This window comes from Brevundimonas sp. (assembly GCF_035626975.1).
Classification (GTDB): Bacteria; Pseudomonadota; Alphaproteobacteria; order Caulobacterales; family Caulobacteraceae; genus Brevundimonas.
Genome location: NZ_DASPMQ010000037.1, coordinates 1 through 23,583, shown reverse-complemented (window position 1 = coordinate 23,583; position 23,583 = coordinate 1). Strand labels below are relative to the sequence as shown.

Sequence of the window (23,583 nt, the reverse complement as noted above, 5' to 3'; positions counted from 1 at the left end):
TTGTGTGATCCAAAGGATATATAGAAAAACGATCTTGTCGTTACATAATCAAGGCAGTTGATTGATGGTCAAGCTCTGCGAAACCTCCATTGCCGCGCAGTGCGGCGCGACCGACGCCGTCCGCAAGGGCGGTTCGCCAGGAGGAAGATATGAGACATCGCAACAGCCGGGTTCGGCTGATCACTTCAACGATGCTGGCCGGAGTCATGGCGGCGGCGGCGCCTGTCGCTGTCACGCTGTTCAGCCCCACGCTGGCCAGCGCGCAGGACTACACCAGCGGCATTCTGTCCGGCTATGTGCGCGACAGCGCCGGGGCGCCGATCGCCGGCGCGGAAGTCTCGGTGACCTCGGCCCAGGGCTCGACCCGCGAAACGGTGACGGCCGCCGATGGCTCGTTCCGCGTGCCCGCGCTCGCCGTGGGGGCCTACACGGTTCACATCACTTCATCCGCCGGCAGCGCCTCGGACCAGATCTCCGTGTCGCCGGGCGGCGCGACCTATGACTTCACCGTGGGCTCCCCGGACGGCGCCGATCTGGGAGAGATCGTGGTGACCGCCCAGCGTATCCGCGACTTCAACGCGACCGACACCGGACTGAGCGTCGATGTCCAGGAGTTCGCCGAGCGGGTGCCCACTGGCCGGTCGATCAACGCGGTGACGCTGTTCTCCCCAGGCGCGAGCGCGCCCGACGCCTCGATCAATGCGGGGTCGCGCCGCAACCAGTCCCTGGTGTCGCTCTCCGGCACGTCAGCCGCAGAAAGCGTCTATTATATCAACGGCATGAACGTCACGGACCAGCGTTCCTTCCTGGGCTATGGTGAGTTGCCGTTCGACTTCATTCAGACGATTGACACCAAGACGGGCGGCTACCAGGCCGAATACGGCCGTGCGACCGGGGGCGTGGTCAACATCGTGACCCGCTCGGGCGGCAACGAATGGACTGGCGGCGTCAGCGCCTTCTTCAGCCCGGACAGCCTGCGGTCCAACCGCTACACGTCCTATTCGCCGGGCGGCAACAACGTCGCGGGCGTCGAGAACTTCAACCAGTTCTCCTCGTCGGAGACAAAGGACTACACGATCCACGCCGGCGGCCCGCTGTGGCGCGACCACCTGTTCTTCTTCGGCGTCTACAACATCCGTGACGTCCAGCAGGAAGGCGCACGCACGCGAAACCATTCCTACAATGCGGGAACGGGCGTCATCACCCCCGGCGCGACCATGTCGCAAACCGTCACTTCCTATGACGATCCCCGTTGGGCGGTGAAGCTGGACGCTGTCATCAATCCGGATCACCGGCTCGAGGCGACCTTCATCGACGACACGACGGTGACGACCTCGCAGGTTCGTACCTTCTCGGCGGCGACAGGCGCCCTGACCTCGACCGCCGATCCGGTGTTCTCCGAAGCGGGCGGGCTCACGTCGATCTACAAGTACACGGGCGTGTTCGCGGACTGGTTCACCCTGTCGGCCCTGTATGGAAAACAGGAAAATTCCTACGTCGACTCCGGCCTGCCGACATCCCTCGCCGGCGTGTTCGACGATCTGGCTCCGGGCGGTCCCCGTTATCTGACCGCCGGCCGGCCCGCCCTGTACAACCTGTCGGGCGGAGACGTCCGGGAGACGACGCGGGTGGACGCGGACCTCTATTTCAGCCTGTTGGGCGATCACCACGTTCGCGTCGGCTGGGACAAGGAAGAGCTGACGTCCGTCGCGAACAACGCCTATTCGGGCGGGGCGTTCTACAACGCCGCCGCCGCCGGTTCCTGTGCCTCGGGGGCCGGGGCCGCCGGTTGTATTATCGTACAGACATTCGCGAACAGGGGCACGTTCACCGCGGAGCAGACCGCGCTGTATATCCAGGACTCCTGGGACATCACGCCGGACCTCTCGGTCCAGCTCGGCGTGCGGAACGACAAGTACGACTACCTGAACGGCGCCGGCCAGAGTTATGTGGCCATCGATGACCAGTGGGCCCCGCGCCTGGGCTTCAACTGGGATCCAACCGGACAGGGCGTCGACCGGATTTATGGATCGATGGGAGACTACTATCTGCCTATCGCCACCAACACCTCCATCCGCGCCTCATCCGGAGAGATCTACACCTTCGAATATTTCCAGGCGGTCCGGGACGGGGCCGGCAACCTGGCCATGAACGGCAGCCTGCCGCAGCTCGGCCCCCGCTACGCCATCAACTACCTGAGCCCGCCCGGTACGCCCGCCAGGGAACAGGTCGCCGAGCGGGATCTGAAGCCGATGTACGAGCGCGAGCTCATCCTCGGCTATGAGCATCGCTTCGAGGACGGCATGTTCGCGGACTGGAGCGCCGGCGTGCGGTACGTGAACCGGAATCTGGAAAGCGCCATCGAGGACACTCAGATCGGCGACGCCGTCGCCCGCTACTGCATCCGCAACAATCTCGCGACCTGCGTGGTCACGGACGGCGCCGACACCTACACGCCGGCCGATGGAACGGACTTCGCGAGCTACTTCAACTACGTCCTGATCAATCCGGGCGACGGCGCCACGGTGCTGGTGGATCTTCAGGCCGATCCCCGGACCCTGGCGAACGGCTCGCCCAACCCGGCCTACAATCCGCAGCTGATCAACTTCACCGCCGCGGACATGAACCTGCAGGAGGTCGATCGCACCTACGAGGCGCTGGAGTTCACCTTCGAACGCCCGTTCGACGGCACCTGGGGGCTGCAGGGATCGTACACCCTGGCCGACTCCAAGGGGAACTACGAAGGGGCGGTGAAGTCGGACATCGGCCAGCTGGATACGTCCATCACGCAGGACTATGACCATGCGGCCAATCAGCTCGGCGGCCATGGCTATCTGCCAAACCATCACCGGCACACCTTCAAGGCGTTCGGTTCCTGGGCTCCGACCGATCGTCTCGGGATCGGCGCCAACTTCACCGCCCAGTCCGGCCGCTATTACGGCTGTATCGGACGGGTGCCGTTGTCGGTGGACCCGTTCGCGCCGACCTCCGGCACGCCGTCGGGCTGGTACTGCCCGCTGGGCGCCGGGAACTCGACGATCCCGACCCCGCGCGGTTCGCAAGGCAAGACCGACTGGGTCTACCAGCTGGATCTGAACTTCAACCTTGTGCTGCTCGACACCCCTGATCGGGGCAAACTGTCCGCGTCGCTCGACGTGTTCAACGTCTTCGACGGCGACACGGCCACCCGCGTGGTCGAACAGGGTCTGATCCGAACCGGGGCCAACCGCATGGACGCCCGCGCTCCGTTCTACGGCATGGATCGCAGCTACCAGGCGCCGCGGAGCGTTCGCTTCGGCCTGCGCTACACCTTCTGACGGCGTAGCGGCAAGAGACGGGGGCCGGCGGGCGAAAGCTCGCCGGCCTTCTGTCGTTTGCGGTCAGTGAGTCCGCCGGCGCGTGGCGTTCGTACAGACGGGTCGGCGTCCGCCGCGCAAAAGCGAGCCCACGCCGTCCTCGACGCCCCGATTGCGAAGGCGCAGTTAAATTACTGAGTTACATTGGAAAAGTCGTTGTCGGCGCCGTCGTTGACTCGACGACTCGTCTCCGGAAGTAGCTCCAGCGCTCGTGGGAACCATCCTCACGAGCCACCTACGTAAAGGGGGCATTAATGTTATTGCACAATCCTTAGTTATGTCAGGGGCTGCTCGGGGCGGGCAATCTGATCGCGGTGAACGCTCTTCGCGAAAGGTCCGACCCGTCGCCGAGCCTGCATTCGCCGGGGGTGGGGCATGAGCGCAGATATCCGGAGCGTCCCCGTCAGGCGCCTGATCGGCAAATCGGTCGACATCGAGCGTGTCGGTGGATGAACTCTTCCACCGCTTGAATCGACCGTTTGGGGCCTTGCCGGACCTCGTCGAGACGTTGATATCGGATCTGGTGCGCCGGTTGGATCTGGTCTGGGCGGAGCTGAGTGTCGCCGGGCAACAGACTCTGACGGTCCGCCGTTCCGGTCGGGCGCTGACATCCGACTGGAAACCCGGCGGCGGGCGTGTTCACCCGTCGGACCGTCGGCCGCACATCCGCTCAATCGATGATGCGGTGCATGCGGCAGATCGATTCGAGACTCTGGAACTTGAGGCGCCCGGGCCGGAGCTGGACGCCGCCGTGCTGTGGTTGCCGCTCGCCTTCGGTGACCGTCCTATGGGAGACCTGCGGCTGGCCTGGAAAAACGAGGGGGAGCGCCGGCGTAACTCCCCGCCCTGGCTCGCGGCCTTCGCCCGCCACTGCAGTTTTCTGATCAATCGCTACATCGTGCGCGACTGGAGCGAGCGCCGGCTGGGGCATCCGCTGCTCCTCGTTGGCATGAGCCGGGTCATGCGCCATCTCGAGGGCCTGCTGGAGCATGCGGCCCGCAGCGATCTGCCGGTGCTGCTGTCCGGAGAGTTCGGCACTGAAAAGCTGCCGTTGGCGGCGATCATCCATTGCGGCGGCAGACGCCGGGACGGTCCCTTCGTACAAATCAATTGCGCGGAACCCTTGGGGACGCCGGGCGACTGGTTCGAGCAGGCGGCGGGCGGCACCCTGTTTCTCAACGGCATCGATGAGCTGCCGGGCTCCCTGCAAAGGCAGTTGCCGTTGCATATGCACTCGCATCTTGATCAATGGTCCGTGGGGCGGTCCGTCAACGACGCACGGATTGTCGCGGCCACGACGCTGGATCTGCGCGAGCGGGTCACGGACCGCAGCTTCTCCCGCGGGCTGCTTGCCGAACTGGACATTCTCTCGATAGCGGCGCCGCCGCTGCGTGAGCGACGCGAGGATATCGAGGCCCTGATCGGCGCCTCGCTGGAGCGCCGGGGGTTTCGCACCGAGGACAAACTGACCGAGGCGCTGGTCGCGGTCTGCCGAACCTATTCCTGGCCTGAGAACCTCTACGAGTTGGAGCGGGTGGTCACGCGGCTGGCGGTCATGACCGGCGGGCGCAAAATCCTGCGCGAGGACATCCTGCTGCACTGTCCGTGGATCATGGAAGATGCGGACCTGGCCGCGATCTACCGCCCATCCTCGGCCAGGCTGGGGCGGCCGGAGAGCGAGAGCGAACGATGGATTCGCTGCGCGGTGCATCGTGACGAGGCGGAACTGGGCCGCCTGCATGAAGGGCTGGCCCGCGCGCTGCTGTATCTCGGAGACCACTACGCCGAGCCGATCACCCTGACCCAGCTGGCGCGGCACGCCCACGTCAGCGAATCCCATATCAGCTTTCTGTTCCGAACCGCCCTGGACATGCCGTTCAAGGGCGTTCTGGGCCGCATCCGTATTCACAAGGCCAAGGAAATTCTCGCCAGTGAAAGCCGGCTCCACATCACCGAAGTGGCGCTGAGCGTCGGCTTTGCCGACCTCAGTCACTTCGAGAAGTCTTTCAAGCGGGTGGTGGGCCAGAACCCCAGGGAGTTCCGCCGCCAGCACGCATTGGTCCGGGCGGCGGAATGATCTGGCGTCAGGTCGGCGGTTTGGGCCGGATCCGCCACAGGCCCCATTCCCCGGCACGCGTCGTGGCATAGGTCGGGTCCTTGGGCCAGGGCAGGAGGCGTTGCATCGGGTCGGGATGAGTCTGTTCCGACAGCTTCTGCCAGATGGCCGGCTGCAGCTGGCTGACGAAGAAGACGAGGTCGTCGACACGGATCTCGTCACGGCGGTCACGGCTGGACAACAGGCGCATCTGCCACTGCGCGCCAGGATCGGTCGCATCATGATCGTAGAAGACGCCGGCCAGTTCCGCGCGCACGGTCAGCAGGCTGTTGCCGAGCGGCGAGCGCTCGCTGGTCTTGATGCGCACCGTCGACATGTTGAGGATCGGGGTGACGACATCGCCCCCGCCGACCGGCGCGATCGAGAACGTGATCGCCGCCTCCGGGTCCGCGGTGAAGGTCGGGTACGAGTAGGCGTACATGCGCCCGTAGGCGGATTTGGCCAGATACACCGGGCCCGGCTGGGCGTGCCAGATATCGCCGACGTATTCGAAGATGTACTGGGTGTTGTAGTTCAGGGCGTCGCCCGGAGTCCGGACCCCGCTGACCTTCAGCGCGTCCGTGGGATCCGGAATGGCGGGCACGGGCCCGGGCATGAGCAGGTGCTCGAACGTCGGGGCGTGCGCCACCCGGTCGCCCATCATCCACTGGTCGTCCGGAATCTGGGCCATCTTCAGCACGGTGGCGATCATCGACGTATGGTCGAAGGGGATGTCCTCCCTGGACCGGAAGACCGTTCCGCGCGGGACCCGCGGCGAGATCAAAAGGGTCGGCACCCGCACGCCGAACTGGGCGAAGCCGAAGCCGAACTGGGTGCGGGTCTCGTCGTCCATGTCGCCGCGGACGATGGGGGGCTCGGGCAGGGGACAGGCGTCCGTTTGGGAGGGATGCGCCAGGGGCGGGAACATATGGTCGTACGTACCGCCGTTCTCGTCGAAGGTGATGATCAACAGGGTGTCCTTCCAGTTCTCGTGGGAGGACAGGGCGTTGTAGACGTTCATGACGAAGTCTTCGCCGACGGTCGTGTCCGAGACCGGGTGGTAGTCGTTGCCGACGCCCCGCATCTTTGAGTTCCAGGCGACCCCGCCGCCCCATTTCGGCTCGATCCAGCTCACGGCCGGCAGCCGGCCGTTGCGGCAGTCCTCGAAGAACTCGTTGTTGGGTTTCGACGCATCGAACTGTTTGAAGTTCTTGTCGAATTTCTTGTTCTGCAGCAGAGGGAACATGGTCCGGGTGTGCTGCCACTCCATGCCCAGTGTCAGGACTTTCGGCGGCCAGGTGTCCTGCCAATAAACCTTCCAGTCGTAGTTGTGCTGCTCCAGCACCTCGAACAGGCAGCGGGTCGAGACGGGCAGTTCGTCGGAGTGGCTCTTGCCCTCCCACCAGCGCATGACCTTCACCCCGGGGTTCCAGGTGTCGGGGTCGTAGAAGCTGTTGTTGACCATCCCGCGCGAGGTGCCGGACAGCGAGAAAGCCCGGTTGGTGTTGGTCTGGCTGGGCACCGAACAGTACCATTCGTCCGACACCGCATAGTAGCGCGCCAGGCCGCTCAGCACGGGCAGCTGTTCGGGCATGTAGGTGTCCAGCACCTCGCTGAGATCGTCCTTGCCCAGGCTGATCTTCATGTGCTGCTGGACGTCGAGGTTATAGTCCAGGACATAGCCGCGCATCGTCGGCTGGCCTTCCTGGATCATTTTCTGGATCAGCGCCTCGCGGGCTTCCCGGTTGAACCAGGCCTCGGGTTTCAGGCCCTTGGTCCACATCTGGTTCATGATGTGCTCGAAGCTTTCGCCGGTGTTGTAGGCGGGGGTCTTCGGCGAACGGGCGCCCTGGTTGATCGGCAGTGTTCCGCCCGACGGGGTGGGGTTCGCCAGGTCGGCCAGTGTCTGCTTGTCGAGGCTGGACAGTCCCAGGAACGGGCGCTCGTCCCCCTCCCGGCCCAGGATCTGGGCCGGCTTGACCTTGTCGTCGTACAGCCAGCCCATGATGTGGTCGAACCCACGGTTCTCGAGCATCAGCACGACAACGTGCTTGACCCCCTGGCCGGGGAGTTGCGTCTTCATCACCATCTGAGAATCCTACCGTCGCCCTCACGCCCGCGGCGTCGAAAAGTCACTGATCCCGGGAGACCGCGTACTCGGCGACCTTCACCGCGCGCGTGGCTTGTCGCTGCGCCTCGTCGATGGCCCGCCTCATGGCCTCTTCGGCCTGATGCATCGTCCGCTCCTGATGGCGCATGCCATCAGCGATCGCGTCTTCCACGGTGCGCTCAGCCTGGTGGACGATGCGCTCGGCCGCCGCCATGGCGTCCGTGGCGTTGTCAGGGCGATGGCGGCGTCCCGATCCCCCGATCGAGGCCTCCGCATCATGGACGACGCGTGAGGCGTGCTCCTCGGCGCGGGTGGCTTCCCGCATCGCGCGGTCCTCAAGGTTCTGGTCCCCGGGGTTGATGATCGTATGGCTCCGGCGAGATTTGCGGGGTTTGCGGAAACTCATGATGCGTCCTCCTTCTTGTTGGCGCGCCCGGGAGCGCGAGGGGCCTGGTCGGGCCGGGCCTTGAACGAGCTCAGGCTGATGATCCCCAGGGGATCGAGCTGGACCTCGGCCTCATGGCTGTGGTGCTCGATCGGGAAGGTGCAGGTGGCGCCGTCCTGGGCCATCAGGCCCCGGTGCACATGGGCCGCCGACAGCAGGCGCTGGGACCCCGACACATAGTGGTCGACGAAACCTCGAGCCGCGTGACCCGTCTCGCCGGCGTAGGCGGTGTTCAGGACGATCTCGCGCACCCCGGCTGATAGTCGGGCGAAACCGACCGAATTGCCCCAGCCCAGCCAGATCTCGATCGCCTCGGCCACTTCCTTCGGATGCACCAGACCATCCACCTCCGGACAGTTCAGCTGGCCGAACAGGTTTGGCGCGAGAGCCTGCACCGCGATCTCGGCCTGCCGGCGCCGGTCGCTTGTCTTGGCGAGGCCGGTCTTGTTGGTCAGCCCGATGTAGACGCGGAAATAGTCGGCGAATTCGCGCGGGGTGCGGCCCTGTTCGACGCCGAAGGCCGCGGCCTCCTTCTCGATCGCCAGGTCCTCGTCATCCTGCCGGACGAAGTCGCTGAACAACTCGTAGGCGGTCTTCAGGTCCTCGTAGGTCATGAACTGGAACATCGGGTCGGTCGCGACGCCCAGCTCGTTCAGATAAGCCGTCCCCTTGTCGAAATCCGACTGCGTGAGGATGCCCTGGGCCTGCAACAGGCGGTGGGTATGGAACGTCGACTTGACATCCTTCTCCTTCAACTCGGCCCGGGCGAGAATGCGAAGCTCGGCCTCGTTCATCGTCATCAGCTTGGCCGGCCCGATCATCACCTTCAGCTCACGCAGGAGCGTGAAGCGGTTGGCGTGCAGGCCGGCCTGGATCTCGGCCAGCATCTCGCTCTCGTCGGGGAAGGCGTAGGCGACGCCGGGTTCGAGGACGGCCCAGTTGAGCCATTCGACGCCCCCGTCGATGAATCGAAGCACGAGACGGCAGCGTTCGGAGAGACCTCCCTGGTCCTGGAGGGGACGGTTGGCGACGGTGATGGTCATGGTGTGCTCCTCAGCCCGACGGGAAGCTCTTGAGGACCGATGCGGCGGCCTCACCGATGGCCTTGAAGTCCTGGGTGGCCCCGGTGACCATGGTCTGGGCCTCCTGGATCACGTCCTTGTACTTGGGCAGGCCGGTGGCCAGGTACTGCGCCATGGCCACGCCCGCCGCCGTCGTCGCGATGGTCGAGACGTTGCGCAACGCGTCCGCGGCGTCTTGCACCGCGATGGCGCTGGATTGGGCGACCGACTGGTAGGCCTTGCCTGCGCCGCTGGTCAGGACGATCTGCGGCGCCATCGTCGCGCGGTGCGTGTGGTTGATGACGTCGATAATCTGCGGATTCACGTGAGCGGGGTTCGTGGGCATGGAGACTCCTTACGAACGGGACGGACGGGTACGGGTAGTCCCGGCCTTGGGTTGGTTGGCGGATGGCTTCCGCGGTGCGGTGGCCTTGCGCGCGCGCAGGACTTGCGTGGTCACCGGCGCCGCCGGTCCAGCGTCCTTGGCCAGCTGGGCCAGATCCGCCTGGGCCTGGGCGGCGTTGGGCCCGCCGGCGGCGATCGCGGCCCGCAGCGTCGCGATGGCCGCCTCGCCGGCGCTGAGGGGGCCGGCGAACGGGTCCGGCGGCGGAGGGGCAGGAGCCGCGGCGTCCTTGGCCAGCTGGGCCAGATCGGCCTGGGCCTGGGCGGCGTTGGGTCCGCCAGCGGCGACCGCGGCTTTCAGGACGGCGATCGCGGCCTCGCCGGCGTTCAGCTCGGACGCGAACGGGTCGGGCGGCGGCGGTGGCGGGGACAGGGGGGCCACGGCGTCGGCGGCCAGAAGCACCAGGTCCTCACGGGCCTGGGCGGCGTAGGATTCAGAGCTCGCCGCCTGGGCGCGCAGTTCATTGATCGCCGCCTCTCCGTCGCTGTAGGCGATGTCGACCGGGGTCGGAGGCGGGGTGGGGCCTGGAAGCGGGTCGACTTCCGGCGGCGGGTCCGGCGCGAGCGGCGGCATGTAGTAGGTCTGGCGCTGGAGCATCTTGGCGCAGGCGGCGGTCACCGCCGCCGTGCCGACCATGCTGGAGCCCTGCTGGCGCATGACGGCGTTGTGCATGGCCATCCCGAGGCTCTCCACCATGACGGCGTCGAGCATGCCGAAGGCCTGGGAAGGCGCTTCGCCGGTGTTCAGCGTCACTACGCTGGCCACGGAATCCACGATCCGGCTGTTGACTGTGCCGTCCTGTGTGACGTCGTTCATGGGCCTCAAGCTCCCTTGGTTAGGATCATCGCCAGCACCTGCACGAGTGCGGCGTTAGTGATGACCTGGCCGCGCTGCTGGTTGGCGACCGCATTCTCCATCGCCAGGCCGATGCTGTCGGCCATGGTCACGTAGGTCATCGCCATGGCGACCGACGGGGCCAACCCCACCGAGAGCGCCGAACCGGATCCGACGGACCCGATCACATTGGCGACGCCTGTATCCGCCACTCACCTGCTCCTGTGTCTGAACTCCGGTCGGCGGGTGGGCGGATGCCGGGGACGGCGCGCGAACGGCGCACCGTCCCCGGCAAGGTCGTCAGTAGGCGCGGTAGATGTCCGAGGTGGCGACGCCCGCCGACCCGGTGTCCACCGACAGCAGGGTGCAGACGCCCTGGGACGTCGCCGCCTGCATGGTCACGTAGGACTGCTGCTGGTTGTTGGTGGCGTTGTGGGCGGCGTTGCCCAGCGCCTGGCTGGTGGTGATGAACAGATTGCCCATCGCCATGGCCGGCGCGTCGCCCAGGACCTTGGTGTTGGCTTGGGTGATGGAGTCGGTGATCTGGCTGTTGAGGGCGGTAGGAAATGCCATTGTCTTGCTCCTTGTGGATGGAGGTTGTCAGGTCGCCGTCCGCGGACGGGCGGCGGGGTGAAGGGCGGGATCAGCCGCCCAGGATCTTCTTGGTCGCGAGACCGGACGAGGCCGAGTCCAGCGAGTAGAGCAGGGCGACCCCCATGTTGGTGGCGGCCTGGGACATCACGAACATCTGCTGCTGGGCGTTGGTGGCGTTGTGCGCCGCGTTCGCCAAGGCCTGAGCGGTGGCCTGGTACAGGTTGCCCATGGCGATCGCCGGCGCCGTGCCCAGAACCTGGACATTCGGCTGGGTGACGGAGTCGGTGATCTGGTCGTTCACAGAGGTCGGATAGGCCATGGACGCTGCTCCTGGGCGTTAGGACGAGTGGGGCTGTAGGGCCCGGGCGTCTCCGCCTGGGCCGTCCGGACGTCAGCTGCTCAGGATGTCAGCGGTCGCCACGCCGGTCGCCGCCGTGTCGAGCGCGTACAGGGTCGCAACTCCCATGGTCGTCGCGGCCTGGCTGGTGACGAAGCTCTGCTGTTGGGCGTTGGTGGCGTTGTGCGCGGCGTTCGAAAGCGCCTGGGCGGTGGCCTGGTAGAAATTGCCCATGGCGATCGCCGGAGCGTCGCCCAGGACCTTCACGTTGGCTTGGGTGACGGAGTCAGTGATCTGGCTGTTGACGGCGGTCGGGAATGCCATGTCGCGGTCCTCGATGATGTGGGGTTATTCGGGAAGTCGCCGCCCGTTGCGGACGGCGATCGGATCGTCCGGAGGGGCGTCAGCCCAGGCCTTTGACCTTGGACTTCAGAATATCCATCGTCGCGATGCCGGTGGACGCCGTGTCGAGCGAATACAGCGTGGCCACGCCCATCGTGGTGGCGGCCTGCGCTGTGACATAGCTCTGCTGCTGGGCGTTTGTGGCGTTGTGCGCGGCGTTGGAAAGCGCCTGGGCGGTGGCCTGGTACAGGTTGCCCATGGCGATCGCGGGCGCGTCGCCCAGAACCTTCACATTGGCCTGGGTTACGGAGTCGGTGATCTGGTCGTTAACGGCGGTCGGGAATGCCATCGCTGGTCCTCTCTGCTGGCGCGTCCGGTCCGATTGCCGGCCGGCTGGAGCGGCTGATCTTGTGCAGCCGCGACGACAGGACGGTATGGCCAAGATGGCGGGCGCGATTGGCGTGGCCGCTCAAAGAGTCCGCAAAAGCCGTCATGAGTCCGGCCTTCGGGTGGGGAATGTGACGACGAATTCGCAAAAACCGGCTGACCCGGATTATTCGCGTTCAGGGCGAATTACTCTTCCGAGGCGTATGACGCGGCCTTTTCACAGGTTTCGCGGAAAAGTCCGATACGGCGGAATTCGTCAATCAGGAGAAATCCGCGCCCACTCTTCTCGATGAGCAGTGCTTGCCAGGACCGTCTCGGGTCATGTCGGGCGTGGCTTTCGCGAATGGGACGGGAACGGGCGGGGTAGGGAAGGGCGACTCCGCGCCGGGAGCGGACATTGCCGTCGGCCGGGAAGCGGACGTTCGAGGCGACCAGGCCGAAGGTCCGTTTTCACCCATCGCGGACGTCCTTACGGCAATGCCGATGCCACCCGTGTCCGCAAGTTATCGTCTATCCGCAGCAAAGGCCGGGGAAGTTCGGCCGTGGTCAGGCCCATCAGTCTGGCGGCTTCGTGGACGATCCGCAGGCTTCCGTGTGCCCGGAACAGATCCCAAAGAGGAGCGAAGGCTGCATCCAGTTTTTCCGCCTCGTCCCGATTACCAGCCATCGCGGCTCTGGTCAGTGCTGACGCAGCCTCGGGAAACAAGCCGCCTGCGACGCTGAACCAGCAGTCGCACCCTGCCAGAAGGGCGTCCTTGCAACCCCAATCCCCGCTGTAGCCTACCGAGAGGGCGGGGGCCGCAGCCCTGAAGGAGGCAAGGTCAGTTTTCAGGTCGCCAGCGGGAAGCGGTAGCTTGATGGCCGCAACCGTTTGTATCTCGGCGAGTCGACCCACGAACGCAGGCCTGAACGTGAACCTTGTGGTGTCCGGATTGCTATAGATGCACAACGGGAGGTTGGTAGCTGACGCCACCGCTTCGAAATGCGCATACACCTCGTCCTCCTTGAGGGGGGTGTAGCCAACCGGAGCGAGGAGCAGACCGGCTGCGCCCTCCGAGGCTGCGTCTTGCGCAAGGTCGCACGCATCATCAGTCCGCATCGCGCCAACGCCGACGATAACCGGGATCGAGGTGACGCTGGCGACCGCAGCAGCGACGGCTCGCCGTCGCTCCGCGCGGGTGAGGAACATGTAAGTGCCCGTGCTGCCCAACAGACCGACGCTGTCGGCTCCTCCGTCCTCAATCCGACGTACAAGACCCGCCACATCCCGAGCGATGACCTCGCCAGCTGGGGTCATTGGCGTGATGGGGAAGGCTGAAAGACCAGAGAAGATGCTCATGGCTTCAAAAGAGCGTCGCAGTGTCGCCGGGACAAATCATCGTTGGCTTCTGATTGTATCGAATGGGCGCCCACAGCGGACCGTCCGCTCTCGACCCATTGTGGAACCTGGGTACCCCCTATCCGGAATCGTCAAGCCAGCGAGTTGATGAGGCCGCCCTCGACCCGCACGGCCGCGCCATTGGTCGCCGCAGCCAGTGGGCTGACCAGGTAAGCGACGAGACTCGCGATCTCGTCGGCCTCGATCATCCGCTGCAGGAGCGAACCGGACCGGGCTCCGGCAAAGAACTCGGCTTCCGCCTCTTCCGCCGAAGCGTCCGGCTTGCTGGCGATGCTGCGCAGATAGTCGACGATGCCCTCGGACCGCGTCGGCCCCGGCAGCACCGAATTGACAGTCACGCCGGTTCCTCGCGTCAGGACGGCCATGCCTCGGGCGATCGACAACTGGGCGGTCTTGGTCATGGCGTAGTGGATCATGCCCGGATCCACCGCCAGGCCGGTCTCGCTGGAGATGAAGATGATGCGCCCGGAGCCCGAAGCCAGCATCGCCGGGAAATAGCCACGCGCCAGACGCACACCGCTCATCACGTTGACCTCGAAGTAGCGAAGCCAGTCAGCGTCCGTGATCTCCTCGAACGCCTTGCTTTCATAGATGCCCAGGTTGTTGACCAGGATGTCGACCTCGGGGACGTGCGCCAGCACGGTCTCGGCGCCTTCTGCGGTAGCCATGTCGGCGACGACCCCGGAAATCTCGGATCCGGTTGACGTCCGCAGGTCTTCCACCGCCTGCTGCAGTTTGTCGGGGTCACGCCCCGTCAGCACCACGTGTGCGCCTTCGGCGGCGAGTCTGCGGCCGATCGCCAGCCCGATGCCGGCGGTCGAACCCGTCACCAGCGCCGTCTTTCCCTGAATTTGAAGATCCATCGTTACATCCCTGTCGTCGTGCGCGCCCACAGCGGGCGATGATCGGTTCGGTCGGTGTCAGCGCCCGGTCTGGAGCAGCAGGTCGCGAACCTGCTCACCAACACCGCTGGCGGACTGGGGATTCTGGCCGGTGACCAGCCGGCCATCGACGACCACCCTGGCCGTCCAGTCGGCGGCGGGCTGATGCAGCGCGCCCCGTTCGGTCAGTGTCGAGGCCAGTAGGAAGGGCACGGTCTCATCCAGGCCGACGGCGCGCTCTTCGGAGTCGGTGAAGGCGCTGACCTGCTTGCCGGCGACCAGCCAGGCGCCGGTGCTCAGGCGCACGTTCACCAGCGCCGCCGGCCCATGGCAAACCGCCGCGACCACGCCGCCCTGTTCGTAGACCTCCCGGGCCACCGACTGGACCGCAGGGCTGTCAGGGAAGTCCCACATCGCGCCGTGGCCGCCAGCGAAGAACACCGCCGAGTAGCGGCCGGCGTCGACATCGGCGAGCCTCATCGTCGTACGCATGGATCGACGGAACCCCTCGTCGTTCCAGTAGCGCGCGTTCACCGGATCCCCGAGTTCCAGCCCGTCCACCGGAGGCTCTCCGCCCTGGATCGACGCGAACTCCACGGGGATGTCCGCCGCCTCGAACACCGCCAGCGGATGGGTGACCTCGCCCAGATAGTAGCCGGTCGGATCACCCCCGGGGCCCTTCTCGCCATGACTGGTGACGACGATGAGGACCGGCTTGACCTGCGTCGGCGAAGACGGTTGGCCGGTCTGGCCGGAGGCCGCGGCGGAAAGGCCGAGGGCCGCAGCGAAGATCAGTGCGCTCATGGGAAAGGCTCCTTGCTGGACAATGAGCCGGTCATTTATTACGTCCGCTCGACGCAATAAATCCGACTTCTGGCACATCTCTTTTGCGAAACGGGCAATAGTGACGCGACGATTTGATCATCTGGACGATGTCGAACTGCTTCTGGCCGCGGTGGAGCGGGGCTCTCTGACCGCAGCGGCCGTCCAGCTGGGAACCACTCCCTCCGTCGTGAGCCGCGGAATCGCCCGGCTCGAAGGCCGGCTGGGCGTTCAGCTTCTGCGCCGCACGACGCGCAGCCTCGGCCTCACGGACGCGGGCCGCCTCTATCTGGATCAGGCGCGAGCGGCCTTCGCCTTGCTCGAGGACGCCGAACGCGATCTTCACGGCGAAGGGGGAGATCTGCGCGGCCAGGTGCGCCTGAGCGTCAGCACCACCTACGGCCATTACCGTCTGCCGGATCTGCTTGCCCCCTTCGTCCGTCACCACCCCGGCGTCCGGATCGAGGTCAGCATCGCCAACCGCAATGTGGACCTGGTCTCTGAGGGCTTCGATCTCGCGATCCGGCTGGGCGTCCTGCCCGACAGCAATCTGCGCGCACGCAAGCTGGAGGATGCGCCTGTTCGCCTCGTCGCTTCACCGGACTATCTGGCGCGAGCGGGAACGCCGCAAAGGCTGGACGATCTGAACCATCACGCCTGCCTCGGCTTCCTCATGCCCAGCACCGGGAAGGTCGGAACCTGGCTGCTTCGCGAGGGCGGGCGCGACATCGACTGGACGCCGCAGGGCTCTCTGACCGTTGCTGACGACGTGCTGGGCGTCGTTTCCCTGGCCGAGCGCGGCCTCGGACTCTGTCAGACCTACGATTTCGTCGTCTCCGCCGCGCTGCGGCAAGGACGGCTGGTCGAGGTACTGCCTGATTTGGAAGGCCGGTCCCGCCCCTTCTCCCTGGTTCATGCGCATCACCGGCGACTATCCTCGCCGGTTCGGGCGCTGATCGATCACCTACATCATGCGGCGACTACAGCCGCCGAGCGGCATGACGATGAACAGCGAAGACGGCCTGCAGCCGCCGAAGACGCGGCGTCTGCGTAAGGCCGGGCAGCCGGACCGCCGCGACCCGGCCGAGAAGCACGGCTCAGGAGCGGGGCGGTCTGGCAACCGGAGCGGCCAGCCAAAGGGCGTCAGAAGCGCCAGGAGCATAGCTGAGTCGATAGCAGACCAGCCCATATGGTCAGGCTCGAAGGGGACCGGCCGCACCGCACGATCGCAGCATTCCGGGCCCGCAAGAGGTGGAGTTTGGCGGGGCGCCGCCATGCCGTTAAGTTATTGATTTACCTATGGTAAATCGGTGGCGGAGAGGGTGGGATTCGAACCCACGGTACCCGTAAAGGCACGCCGCATTTCGAGTGCGGTACATTCGACCACTCTGCCACCTCTCCGCGGGGCCGATAGACGCTTTGGTCGAGCGAGCGGCTTCTCTAATGGGGCGCGGCCCGGGCCGCAAGCCCTTCCGGACCCGCCTGGCCGCTTCATTTCGACGCCGGACAGGGCGGTGGTTTTTTCAGCGTTGAGCCGGCAGGGGGAGACCGAGCGTATCGGCGGCGGACAGGTCGCCGTCGATGGTGCGAAACAGTTCGGCGGGACGGCCGCCGGTGGCGGCGGACAGTCGGCCGGTGGGCTCCACGAGCCCGGTCCGCTCGACGCCACGGCGGAAATTCTGCTTGTGCAGCGACAGTCCCGCGACCGCTTCGGCGGCGGCCTGCAGTTCGGACAGGGTAAAGGTCGGCGGCATCAGGTCGAACAGCACCGGACGGTATTTCAGCTTGCTGCGCAACCGGCCGAGGCCGGTCGCCAGGATGCGGCGGTGGTCCGAGGCCATGGCCCGACCGGGCGCGTCCGGCGGGATGCCCTGGTCGCGGTCGCGGGCGGCTTCGGCGACGAGGCCGGCTTCATAGAGCAGTTCATACCGCTCCAGAACCCGGCCTTCGTTCCAGCGGTGCGGCGGAACGGGGGCGAACAGGGTGTCGACCCGCGCCTGCCGTCGGGGGTCGCCCGCGGCCCAGGCCGTCAGTCCGTCGAGCAGGGGCCCGAGGCAGGCTGCGGCGCCGTCGCGGCGGTCCTCCCAGGGGAAGATGTCCAGCACCGGCGTCCAGCGCGCCTCGGCCAGCGGCGCCTCGGCCGCGTCGGCGGTGAGCGCGAGATAACCGACCGAGACCTCGCGATGGCGCTCCGGCCCCGGCGTGGCGCGGGGACTGGCGCGGCCAAGGTCGCCGAAGGTGTAGAGCTGCTCGACGAAGCCGAGGCGAAAGCCCGTCTGCGCGGTCACGAAGGTGCGCAGGGCCAGCTCGAACGTGCGGTCGCGCGCGGGATCGAACGGGCCGAAGGGCAGGGCCAGCTCGCCGTCGTCGCCGGGGGTGGTCAGAACGCAGGCCTTGCGGTCGCGGAGCGCGATGACGACCGCCGACAGGCCGATCCGAACGCCCTGTTCCGCCGGAAGCGCCATGCCTATTCCGTATGCCAGGCGTCGGGGGCGGGGACCAGGCCGACCGCCTCGGCCAGGACCCGGTAGCGCTCCAGATAGCGCTGCTGGGCGACGGGCGCGGGCAGGGGATCGATGATCAGGTCATAACCGGCCGGCGGCTTGCCGAAGAAACCGAGCGCCTCGGCCCGGGTGAAGCCGGCCAGCTGGGTCGCCTCGAAATAGGCGCAGGCCTTGTCCGCCTCCTTGATCAGCTTCTTGATCGCCAGGGGCGTCTTGGCGGGCAGGCCGAAACGGATATGGATGGCGTGTTCGAGCCGCGCTTCAAAATCCTTGTAGCTGACGCCGAGCGCCGCCTTGAAGGGCGAGATCATATCGCCGATGACATATTCCGAGGCGTCATGCAGCAGCGCCGCCAGCCGCCATTTCGGCTCCAGCCCGGGCTTGATGTGGGCGGCGATCTCCTCGACGACGCAGCTGTGCTGGGCCACCGAGAAGGCGTGCTCGCCTATGGTCTGGCCGTTCCAACGGGCCACGCGGGCCAGGCCGTGGGCGATGTCCTCGATCTCGATGTCGAACGGAGACGGGTCCAGCAGATCAAGCCGGCGGCCTGAGAGCATTCGCTGCCACGCACGCGGAGCGTTTTTCGACGACGGAGTACGGGGCGTGACGGCCAATCGACTATCCTGCTTGCTGGGCAGGTCAGGTGACGCATCCCGCCGCCGCGATCAAGCCTGAGGCGGCTTATTCGCCGACGTTGAGGGCGACCAGGTCCTTGGCGTCCTCGAACACGCTGCCGCGGTCGCGGTCGCGCGAACGCACCGTGGCGACGACGATCGGGCCGCCGGCGGGGCCGCGCGCCTCATAGCCGACCAGCCGCCAGCCGGCCTCCGACGGCCGGTTGTCGGTCAGAATCCAGCTGGCCCGGGTGGCCCCGCGGCCGGCGCTGGTGCGGATTTCGGCGGCGTCCTGATGGGCCTGGACGCTGACGTTGTCGCCGTCCTGCGAAACCTCGATGTTGGCTGAGCCCTCGCCGTCGCTGGAGTCGATGTGGAAGCCGCCGATACGGACGCTGGCCTCGTCGCCTCTGGATTCGATGTGCAGGCCGGGCATGCGGACCGTGGCGTCATCGCCCTCGGCCTGGATGTCGACGCCCGGCGCGCGGACCGAGGCGCGGTCGGCGGTCGTCGCGGCGTCCTTCGCCGCTGCCGCCGCCGCATCCGCCGCGCCCTTGTCGGCCGCGGCCCTGAGCTGGGCCACCGCCTGCGGCAGACTCGTCGACAGGCGGTCTTCGAATGCCTTCAAGACGTCGGCCGCCGGGGCCCCGTCCAGCTTGACAAGATGCAGGCTGACCTCGGCCCCGCGCGGGCCGGCGTAGGTGCAGATGGTGCCCTCGGCCGAGGCCGAGCCCTTGCGGGTCAGGGATCCCATGGTCCGCGGGCACTGGAGGGTCTCGACGACCTTCAGGGCGCCCTTCGCGTCCGGATTGTCGGTGTGGGTCGACGAGATGCGCACAGAATCGCCGTCGCACGCCGCGGTCAGAGCCGCGAGGCACAGGGCGGGAATCATCAGGCGACGCATGGGCATGGTATCGGTCCTTGTCGCCTTCATCCTGCGCTCCAACCCTCGGGAATCCAGTGAAATCGCGGTAATCGGCGTGACGAAACCTGTCCGCCGGTGTGTTCAGGCGCCGGGCCGGACGCCCTCGCGCCGGTTCAGGAAGGCCAGCCGCTCGAACAGATGAACGTCCTGCTCGTTCTTCAGCAGGGCCCCGTGCAGGGGCGGGATCAGTTTGTTCGGGGTCTTCTCGCGCAGGGTCTCCGCGTCGATATCGTCGACCAGCAGCAGCTTCAGCCAGTCCAGCAACTCCGACGTCGACGGTTTTTTCTTCAGGCCGGGGGTGTCGCGAATCTCATAGAAGGTCTTGAGCGCCTCTGAGACCAGCCGCGGCTTGATGCCCGGGAAATGCACCTCGACGATCGCCTTCATCGTCTCGTCGTCGGGGAAGCGGATGTAGTGGAAGAAGCAACGGCGCAGGAAAGCGTCGGGCAACTCCTTCTCGTTGTTCGAGGTGATGACCACGATCGGTCGGACCTCGGCCCGGACGGTCTCACCGGTCTCCTGGACGAAGAACTCCATGCGATCGAGTTCCTGCAGCAGGTCGTTGGGGAATTCGATGTCGGCCTTGTCGATCTCGTCGATCAGCAGCACGGGCCTGACGGAGGAGGTGAAGGCCTCCCACAGCTTGCCGGGCTTCAGATAGTTGCGCACCTCGTGGACGCGTTCCTCGCCCAGCTGGCTGTCGCGCAGACGCGAGACGGCGTCGTACTCGTACAGGCCGTTGTGCGCCTTGGTCGTCGACTTGATGTGCCAGGTGATGAGCGGCGCGTTCAGGGCGCGAGCGATCTCATAGGCCAGCACGGTCTTGCCGGTGCCCGGTTCACCCTTGATCAGCAGCGGCCGCTCGAGGGCAACCGCGGCGTTGACCGCGATCTTCAGGTCGTCGGTGGCGATATAGTTCGAGGTGCCCTCGAACCGGTCGCTCTGGCGGGTCATGGACGGCTCCGGTGCTGACTGACAACGGGTTAGCGAAGGCATGCCGGGTTAACAACGATCATGTGCCCGGCAGGAAGGTCTCGGGGCCCGGAACGGATCGGCCCCTGCGGCGAATCTTGCGGACAAATCTGCCGGGTTCAGGCTTCGACGTCTCGACAATATACCTGAAAAACAAGGTGTTGAGACACGGCCGCCTCCGGCCCGATCCTTGCGTGGCCGCACGCGAACCAGAACCGGTTCCACGGCCAGAAGGCCGTTCCCCAACCGACCAGAATGGAAGGACAGCCGATGGTTATGTCGGTCAACACGAACGTGGGCGCTCAAGTGGCGCTCCAGAACCTGAACGCGACCAACGCCCAGCTGGCGATCACGCAGAACCGGATCAACACCGGCAAGTCTGTCGCGAACGCCAAGGACAACGGGGCCATCTGGGCTATCGCCCAGGGCCAACGTGCCGACATCGGGGCGCTGAGCGCGGTGAAACAGTCTCTCGACCGGGGCATCGCTTCGGTCGATGTGGCGCTGGCGGCGGGCGAGACGGTCTCCGACCTCTTGCTCCAGATGAAGGAGAAGGCCCTGGCGGCGACGGATGCGTCGCTGAAAACATCGGCCCGCGCGGCCCTGAACGAGGATTTCAAGGCTCTGCGCGACCAGATCGCCTCGGTCACCGGAAACGCCGAATTCAACGGGGTCAACCTGCTGAAGACCGGCGCGACGGGTTTCCAGGCCCTGGCCAATGCGCAGGGCACGTCCAGCCTCACGGTTGGCGCCGAGGTTCTGGCTCTGGGCGGCGCGAACGTGTCGGTCGCGACCACGCAGGCGATCGACACCCTGACCAAGGCGACGGCTTCACTTACGGCCGTCTCCAACTCCATCGACAAGGTTTCGGCTTCGCTCGCGCGGCTGGGCACCAAGTCGAAGGCGCTCTCGACCCACCTGACGTTCGTCGGCAAGCTGTCGGACGCTCTGGAATCGGGAGTGGGCAATCTGGTCGACGCCGACCTGGCGAAGGAAAGCGCCAAGCTCCAGGCTCTGCAGACGAAGCAGCAGCTCGGAATTCAGGCGCTGGGCATCGCCAACCAGACTCCGCAGCTGGTGATGTCGCTGTTCCGCAGCTGATTGTTATCCGGTTCTCGCAGGCGCCGGGGGGTTCGCCCTCCGGCGCCTCGTGCGTTCAGCCGCCGAACAGTCCCGCAAGCCAGGCCCAGGCATGCGCCGGGAAGCTGTGAAGCCAGTCCCACACAGGCAGCAGGTAGGGCGACACCCATTGCCAGGCCAGCCAGATGACGAGTCCCGCGAGGCCGATCAGGGCGACAGCGCTCCAGGCGAGCAGGACAGCCAGTCCGTCCCGCTGCAGCAGGCCGAAACCAAAGGTCGAGATGATCAGGGCCGGGATCAGGTTGCCGCCCCAGATCGGCAGGACGAGGATGAAGGCGAGCAGGAAGGTGGCGATCCCGATCAGCACCTCCGACACGGGGCTGGTCATGACCGACAGGCGAGGCCTGGATAACCGCTCCATTTTCCTGAACCGCGGCAGCACCGTCTCCAGACCGTTCCGGTAGGCCTCCCGGTCGATCCAGCGACGCAACGCCCATTTTGGCAGCCACAGCTGGTCCTGCCGGGTCGCCAGCTGCAGGCCCAACAGCAACAGCGGTGCGCCGAGGATCGTCGTCGTTCCCGGAATGATGCCGATGGCGATGTTCATCAGGCCGAAAAGCAGCATCAGCGCGCCGAAGCCGCGCTCGCCAAAGGCGTTCACCAGTTCGCCGAGGTACAGCTTCGGATCGTCCCTGGCCCCGATATCCTGCAGCACCTGCGAGAAGGGCCGGGTGTCGCTCTGGTAATCGTAGTCGGGCATGGCGGCTGCGGGACTCACGCGACGGGGTTTTTCCGATCTAGGCGTGACCGTGGCGGCGCGCCACTTAACAAACATCCATGCGCCCGCGCGAGCCGCCGATCGGCCGCCGGTCGCGAGATAGCCTGCCCCCGTCAGCGTCTAATGTTTGACGTGCTCGGGTTTGCCCTTGCGTTTGGTGTGGGCGAACTCCTCCAGCTGCTTCTTGCTCATCGACAGCATCGACTTCGAGGCGCCCTTCAACTCGGACCTGGGGGTCTCGCCGCGCTTGGCGGAGAGGGCGGCGCCGGCGGCCTTCTGTTGTGCGGCGGATTTGGCGGGCATGGCGGTGTCTCCTCTGATCTCCCACGAACCCGCGCCGGTCCACCCGAGTTCCCGGGCCGGCCGGAACGCGGTTCTGCCGAACAGGCGAATGTGCTAGGAGACAGGCTTGGGCGGAGGATCGATATGCGGATCATCACTCTCGTGTCAGGCCTTGCGGTCCTGACGCTCGCCGCCTGTGGCCAGGGCGAAGACACGTCGACCGACGGGAAATCGGCGGCAACGACGGCCGGGTCCGCGGCGGGCCTGCCGGCCGGACCGACCCCCGGACTGTGGCGTGTGACCACCCGGATGACCGGCATGCCGGCCGGTATGGAAGCGCCGACGGTCGAGACCTGTATCCGCGAGGCGAAGTTCGAGGCGCCCCAGGGTGCGACGCCGCAGTCTCCCGGCATGTCGTGTGAACAGCAGTCGTTTCGCCGTGAGGGCGACGCCGTGGTCGGCCACATGGTCTGCACCTCGGCCGACGGCGTGCGCACCGTCACCGACACCCGGGCGTCCGGCGACTTCACCCGCAACTATACGATGGAGGTGAAGAGCACGGTGACGCCGCCTCCGACCCCGTCGATGGCCGAGATCACCATGGTCATGACCGCCGAACGACTGGGTGACTGCCCGGCGGAGTCAGCTCCCCAGTAGTTCCCGCCCGATCAGGAACCGTCGGATCTCGTTGGTCCCGGCGCCGATGTCATACAATTTGGCGTCCCGCACCAGACGCTCCACCGGCCATTCCTTGGTGTAGCCCGCCCCGCCCAGGGCCTGCACGGCCTCCAGGCTGACCTTCACGGCGTTTTCGGACGCCAGCAGGATCGCGCCGGCCGCGTCGTAGCGGGTGGTCTTGCCCTGGTCGCAGGCTCGGGCCACGGCATAGACGTAGGCGCGGGCCGAGTTCAGAGCCACGTACATGTCGGCGACCTTGGCCTGCATCAGCTGGAAGCTGCCGATGGCCTTGCCGAACTGCTTGCGCTCGCGGACGTAGGGCAGGACGACGTCGAGGCAGGCCTGCATGATCCCGACCTGCATCCCGGCGAGGATCGTGCGTTCGTAGTCGAGGCCGCTCATCAGGACGGCGACGCCCTCATTTTCCTCGCCCATGACATTTTCGGGCGGGACGAAGCAGTCCTCGAACACCAGCTCGGCGGTCGGCGAGCCGCGGATTCCGAGCTTGTCGACCTTCTGGCCGACCGAGAAGCCGTCCATGTCCTTTTCGATGATGAACGCGGTGATGCCGCGGCTGCCTGCCTCGGGGTCGGTCTTGGCATAGACGACGAGCGTCTCGGCCTCCGAACCGTTGGTGATCCAGAATTTGGTGCCGTTGAGGCGATAGCCGTTGCCACTCTTCTC

At 66.2% G+C, this 23,583-nt stretch carries 25 protein-coding genes and 1 tRNA gene; 5 read left to right on the top strand and 21 right to left on the bottom strand.

Annotated features, from left to right (window positions below; translation table 11 throughout):
* The first annotated feature begins 149 nt into the window (after positions 1–149).
* Positions 150–3,317, top strand: coding sequence for a TonB-dependent receptor (locus VEB62_RS09340; protein ID WP_324798458.1), 3,168 nt, complete (start codon positions 150–152; stop codon positions 3,315–3,317).
* A gap of 484 nt (positions 3,318–3,801) precedes the next feature.
* Positions 3,802–5,433 carry a helix-turn-helix domain-containing protein gene (locus VEB62_RS09335; RefSeq protein ID WP_324798455.1) on the top strand — a complete coding sequence of 544 codons (1,632 nt, stop codon included), beginning with the start codon at positions 3,802–3,804 and terminating at the stop codon, positions 5,431–5,433.
* 7 nt (positions 5,434–5,440) lie between these two features.
* Here VEB62_RS09335 and VEB62_RS09330 read toward each other — a convergent pair whose 3' ends face one another.
* The 13 genes from VEB62_RS09330 to VEB62_RS09270 form a co-directional block, all read right to left on the bottom strand.
* Positions 5,441–7,534 carry an alkaline phosphatase family protein gene (locus VEB62_RS09330; protein WP_324798452.1) on the bottom strand — a complete coding sequence of 698 codons (2,094 nt, stop codon included), beginning with the start codon at positions 7,532–7,534 and terminating at the stop codon, positions 5,441–5,443.
* 49 nt (positions 7,535–7,583) lie between these two features.
* Entirely contained in the window at positions 7,584–7,886 is a 303-nt protein-coding gene (locus VEB62_RS09325) for a hypothetical protein (RefSeq protein ID WP_324798450.1), read from the bottom strand.
* A 77-nt stretch (positions 7,887–7,963) separates the two neighbouring features.
* Positions 7,964–9,049: a hypothetical protein gene (locus tag VEB62_RS09320; RefSeq protein WP_324798447.1), complete on the bottom strand. Its 1,086-nt coding sequence runs from the start codon at positions 9,047–9,049 to the stop codon at positions 7,964–7,966.
* 10 nt (positions 9,050–9,059) lie between these two features.
* Positions 9,060–9,413, bottom strand: coding sequence for a hypothetical protein (locus VEB62_RS09315; RefSeq protein WP_324798444.1), 354 nt, complete (start codon positions 9,411–9,413; stop codon positions 9,060–9,062).
* 9 nt (positions 9,414–9,422) lie between these two features.
* Positions 9,423–10,286: a RebB family R body protein gene (locus VEB62_RS09310; protein WP_324798441.1), complete on the bottom strand. Its 864-nt coding sequence runs from the start codon at positions 10,284–10,286 to the stop codon at positions 9,423–9,425.
* Between the two features lie 5 nt (positions 10,287–10,291).
* A complete protein-coding gene (locus tag VEB62_RS09305; protein ID WP_324798438.1) occupies positions 10,292–10,516 on the bottom strand; it encodes a RebB family R body protein in 225 nt (74 codons plus the stop codon).
* An 88-nt stretch (positions 10,517–10,604) separates the two neighbouring features.
* Positions 10,605–10,877: a RebB family R body protein gene (locus VEB62_RS09300; protein WP_324798435.1), complete on the bottom strand. Its 273-nt coding sequence runs from the start codon at positions 10,875–10,877 to the stop codon at positions 10,605–10,607.
* Between the two features lie 70 nt (positions 10,878–10,947).
* Positions 10,948–11,217, bottom strand: coding sequence for a RebB family R body protein (locus VEB62_RS09295; RefSeq protein ID WP_324798432.1), 270 nt, complete (start codon positions 11,215–11,217; stop codon positions 10,948–10,950).
* A 72-nt stretch (positions 11,218–11,289) separates the two neighbouring features.
* A complete protein-coding gene (locus VEB62_RS09290) occupies positions 11,290–11,559 on the bottom strand; it encodes a RebB family R body protein (protein WP_324798429.1) in 270 nt (89 codons plus the stop codon).
* A gap of 79 nt (positions 11,560–11,638) precedes the next feature.
* A complete protein-coding gene (locus VEB62_RS09285; RefSeq protein WP_324798427.1) occupies positions 11,639–11,926 on the bottom strand; it encodes a RebB family R body protein in 288 nt (95 codons plus the stop codon).
* Positions 11,927–12,433: 507 nt separating this feature from the next.
* The gene (locus VEB62_RS09280; RefSeq protein WP_324798425.1) at positions 12,434–13,303 is read right to left on the bottom strand and encodes a dihydrodipicolinate synthase family protein; all 870 of its coding nucleotides are present in this window, start codon (positions 13,301–13,303) and stop codon (positions 12,434–12,436) included.
* Between the two features lie 131 nt (positions 13,304–13,434).
* On the bottom strand, positions 13,435–14,226 hold the full coding sequence (locus tag VEB62_RS09275; protein ID WP_324798421.1) for an SDR family NAD(P)-dependent oxidoreductase: 792 nt from the start codon (positions 14,224–14,226) through the stop codon (positions 13,435–13,437).
* Positions 14,227–14,283: 57 nt separating this feature from the next.
* Entirely contained in the window at positions 14,284–15,048 is a 765-nt protein-coding gene (locus tag VEB62_RS09270; RefSeq protein WP_324798418.1) for a type 1 glutamine amidotransferase domain-containing protein, read from the bottom strand.
* A 22-nt stretch (positions 15,049–15,070) separates the two neighbouring features.
* Between VEB62_RS09270 and VEB62_RS09265 the strand changes: the two genes are divergently transcribed.
* Positions 15,071–16,120 carry a LysR family transcriptional regulator gene (locus VEB62_RS09265; protein ID WP_324798415.1) on the top strand — a complete coding sequence of 350 codons (1,050 nt, stop codon included), beginning with the start codon at positions 15,071–15,073 and terminating at the stop codon, positions 16,118–16,120.
* Between the two features lie 257 nt (positions 16,121–16,377).
* On the opposite strand, the gene VEB62_RS09260 is transcribed toward VEB62_RS09265, so the two are convergent.
* The 5 genes from VEB62_RS09260 to VEB62_RS09240 all read right to left on the bottom strand — a co-directional run bounded on the left by VEB62_RS09260 (position 16,378) and on the right by VEB62_RS09240 (position 20,063).
* Positions 16,378–16,467 (bottom strand) — tRNA-Ser (locus VEB62_RS09260).
* A 122-nt stretch (positions 16,468–16,589) separates the two neighbouring features.
* Entirely contained in the window at positions 16,590–17,531 is a 942-nt protein-coding gene (locus tag VEB62_RS09255) for an NUDIX hydrolase (RefSeq protein WP_324798412.1), read from the bottom strand.
* 2 nt (positions 17,532–17,533) lie between these two features.
* Entirely contained in the window at positions 17,534–18,127 is a 594-nt protein-coding gene (locus tag VEB62_RS09250) for a YfbR-like 5'-deoxynucleotidase (protein ID WP_324798410.1), read from the bottom strand.
* Between the two features lie 124 nt (positions 18,128–18,251).
* Positions 18,252–19,088, bottom strand: a complete 837-nt coding sequence (locus tag VEB62_RS09245) for a methyltransferase type 11 (protein ID WP_324798408.1) — start codon at positions 19,086–19,088, stop codon at positions 18,252–18,254.
* A 102-nt stretch (positions 19,089–19,190) separates the two neighbouring features.
* On the bottom strand, positions 19,191–20,063 hold the full coding sequence (locus VEB62_RS09240) for an AAA family ATPase (protein WP_324798406.1): 873 nt from the start codon (positions 20,061–20,063) through the stop codon (positions 19,191–19,193).
* Between the two features lie 288 nt (positions 20,064–20,351).
* Between VEB62_RS09240 and VEB62_RS09235 the strand changes: the two genes are divergently transcribed.
* A complete protein-coding gene (locus tag VEB62_RS09235) occupies positions 20,352–21,182 on the top strand; it encodes a flagellin (RefSeq protein ID WP_324798653.1) in 831 nt (276 codons plus the stop codon).
* Between the two features lie 55 nt (positions 21,183–21,237).
* Here the strand turns inward: VEB62_RS09235 and VEB62_RS09230 are convergent, their stop codons facing one another.
* Both VEB62_RS09230 and VEB62_RS09225 read right to left on the bottom strand, forming a co-directional pair.
* Entirely contained in the window at positions 21,238–21,939 is a 702-nt protein-coding gene (locus VEB62_RS09230) for an exopolysaccharide biosynthesis protein (RefSeq protein ID WP_324798404.1), read from the bottom strand.
* Positions 21,940–22,059: 120 nt separating this feature from the next.
* Positions 22,060–22,242, bottom strand: a complete 183-nt coding sequence (locus VEB62_RS09225) for a DUF3008 family protein (protein ID WP_324798401.1) — start codon at positions 22,240–22,242, stop codon at positions 22,060–22,062.
* Positions 22,243–22,365: 123 nt separating this feature from the next.
* Between VEB62_RS09225 and VEB62_RS09220 the strand changes: the two genes are divergently transcribed.
* Positions 22,366–22,878, top strand: a complete 513-nt coding sequence (locus VEB62_RS09220; RefSeq protein WP_324798398.1) for a DUF3617 domain-containing protein — start codon at positions 22,366–22,368, stop codon at positions 22,876–22,878.
* Here the strand turns inward: VEB62_RS09220 and VEB62_RS09215 are convergent.
* On the bottom strand, positions 22,864–23,583 hold a 720-nt coding region (locus VEB62_RS09215; protein ID WP_324798395.1), incomplete at its 5' end, for an acyl-CoA dehydrogenase family protein. The two genes, VEB62_RS09220 and VEB62_RS09215, sit on opposite strands and share 15 nt — an antisense overlap.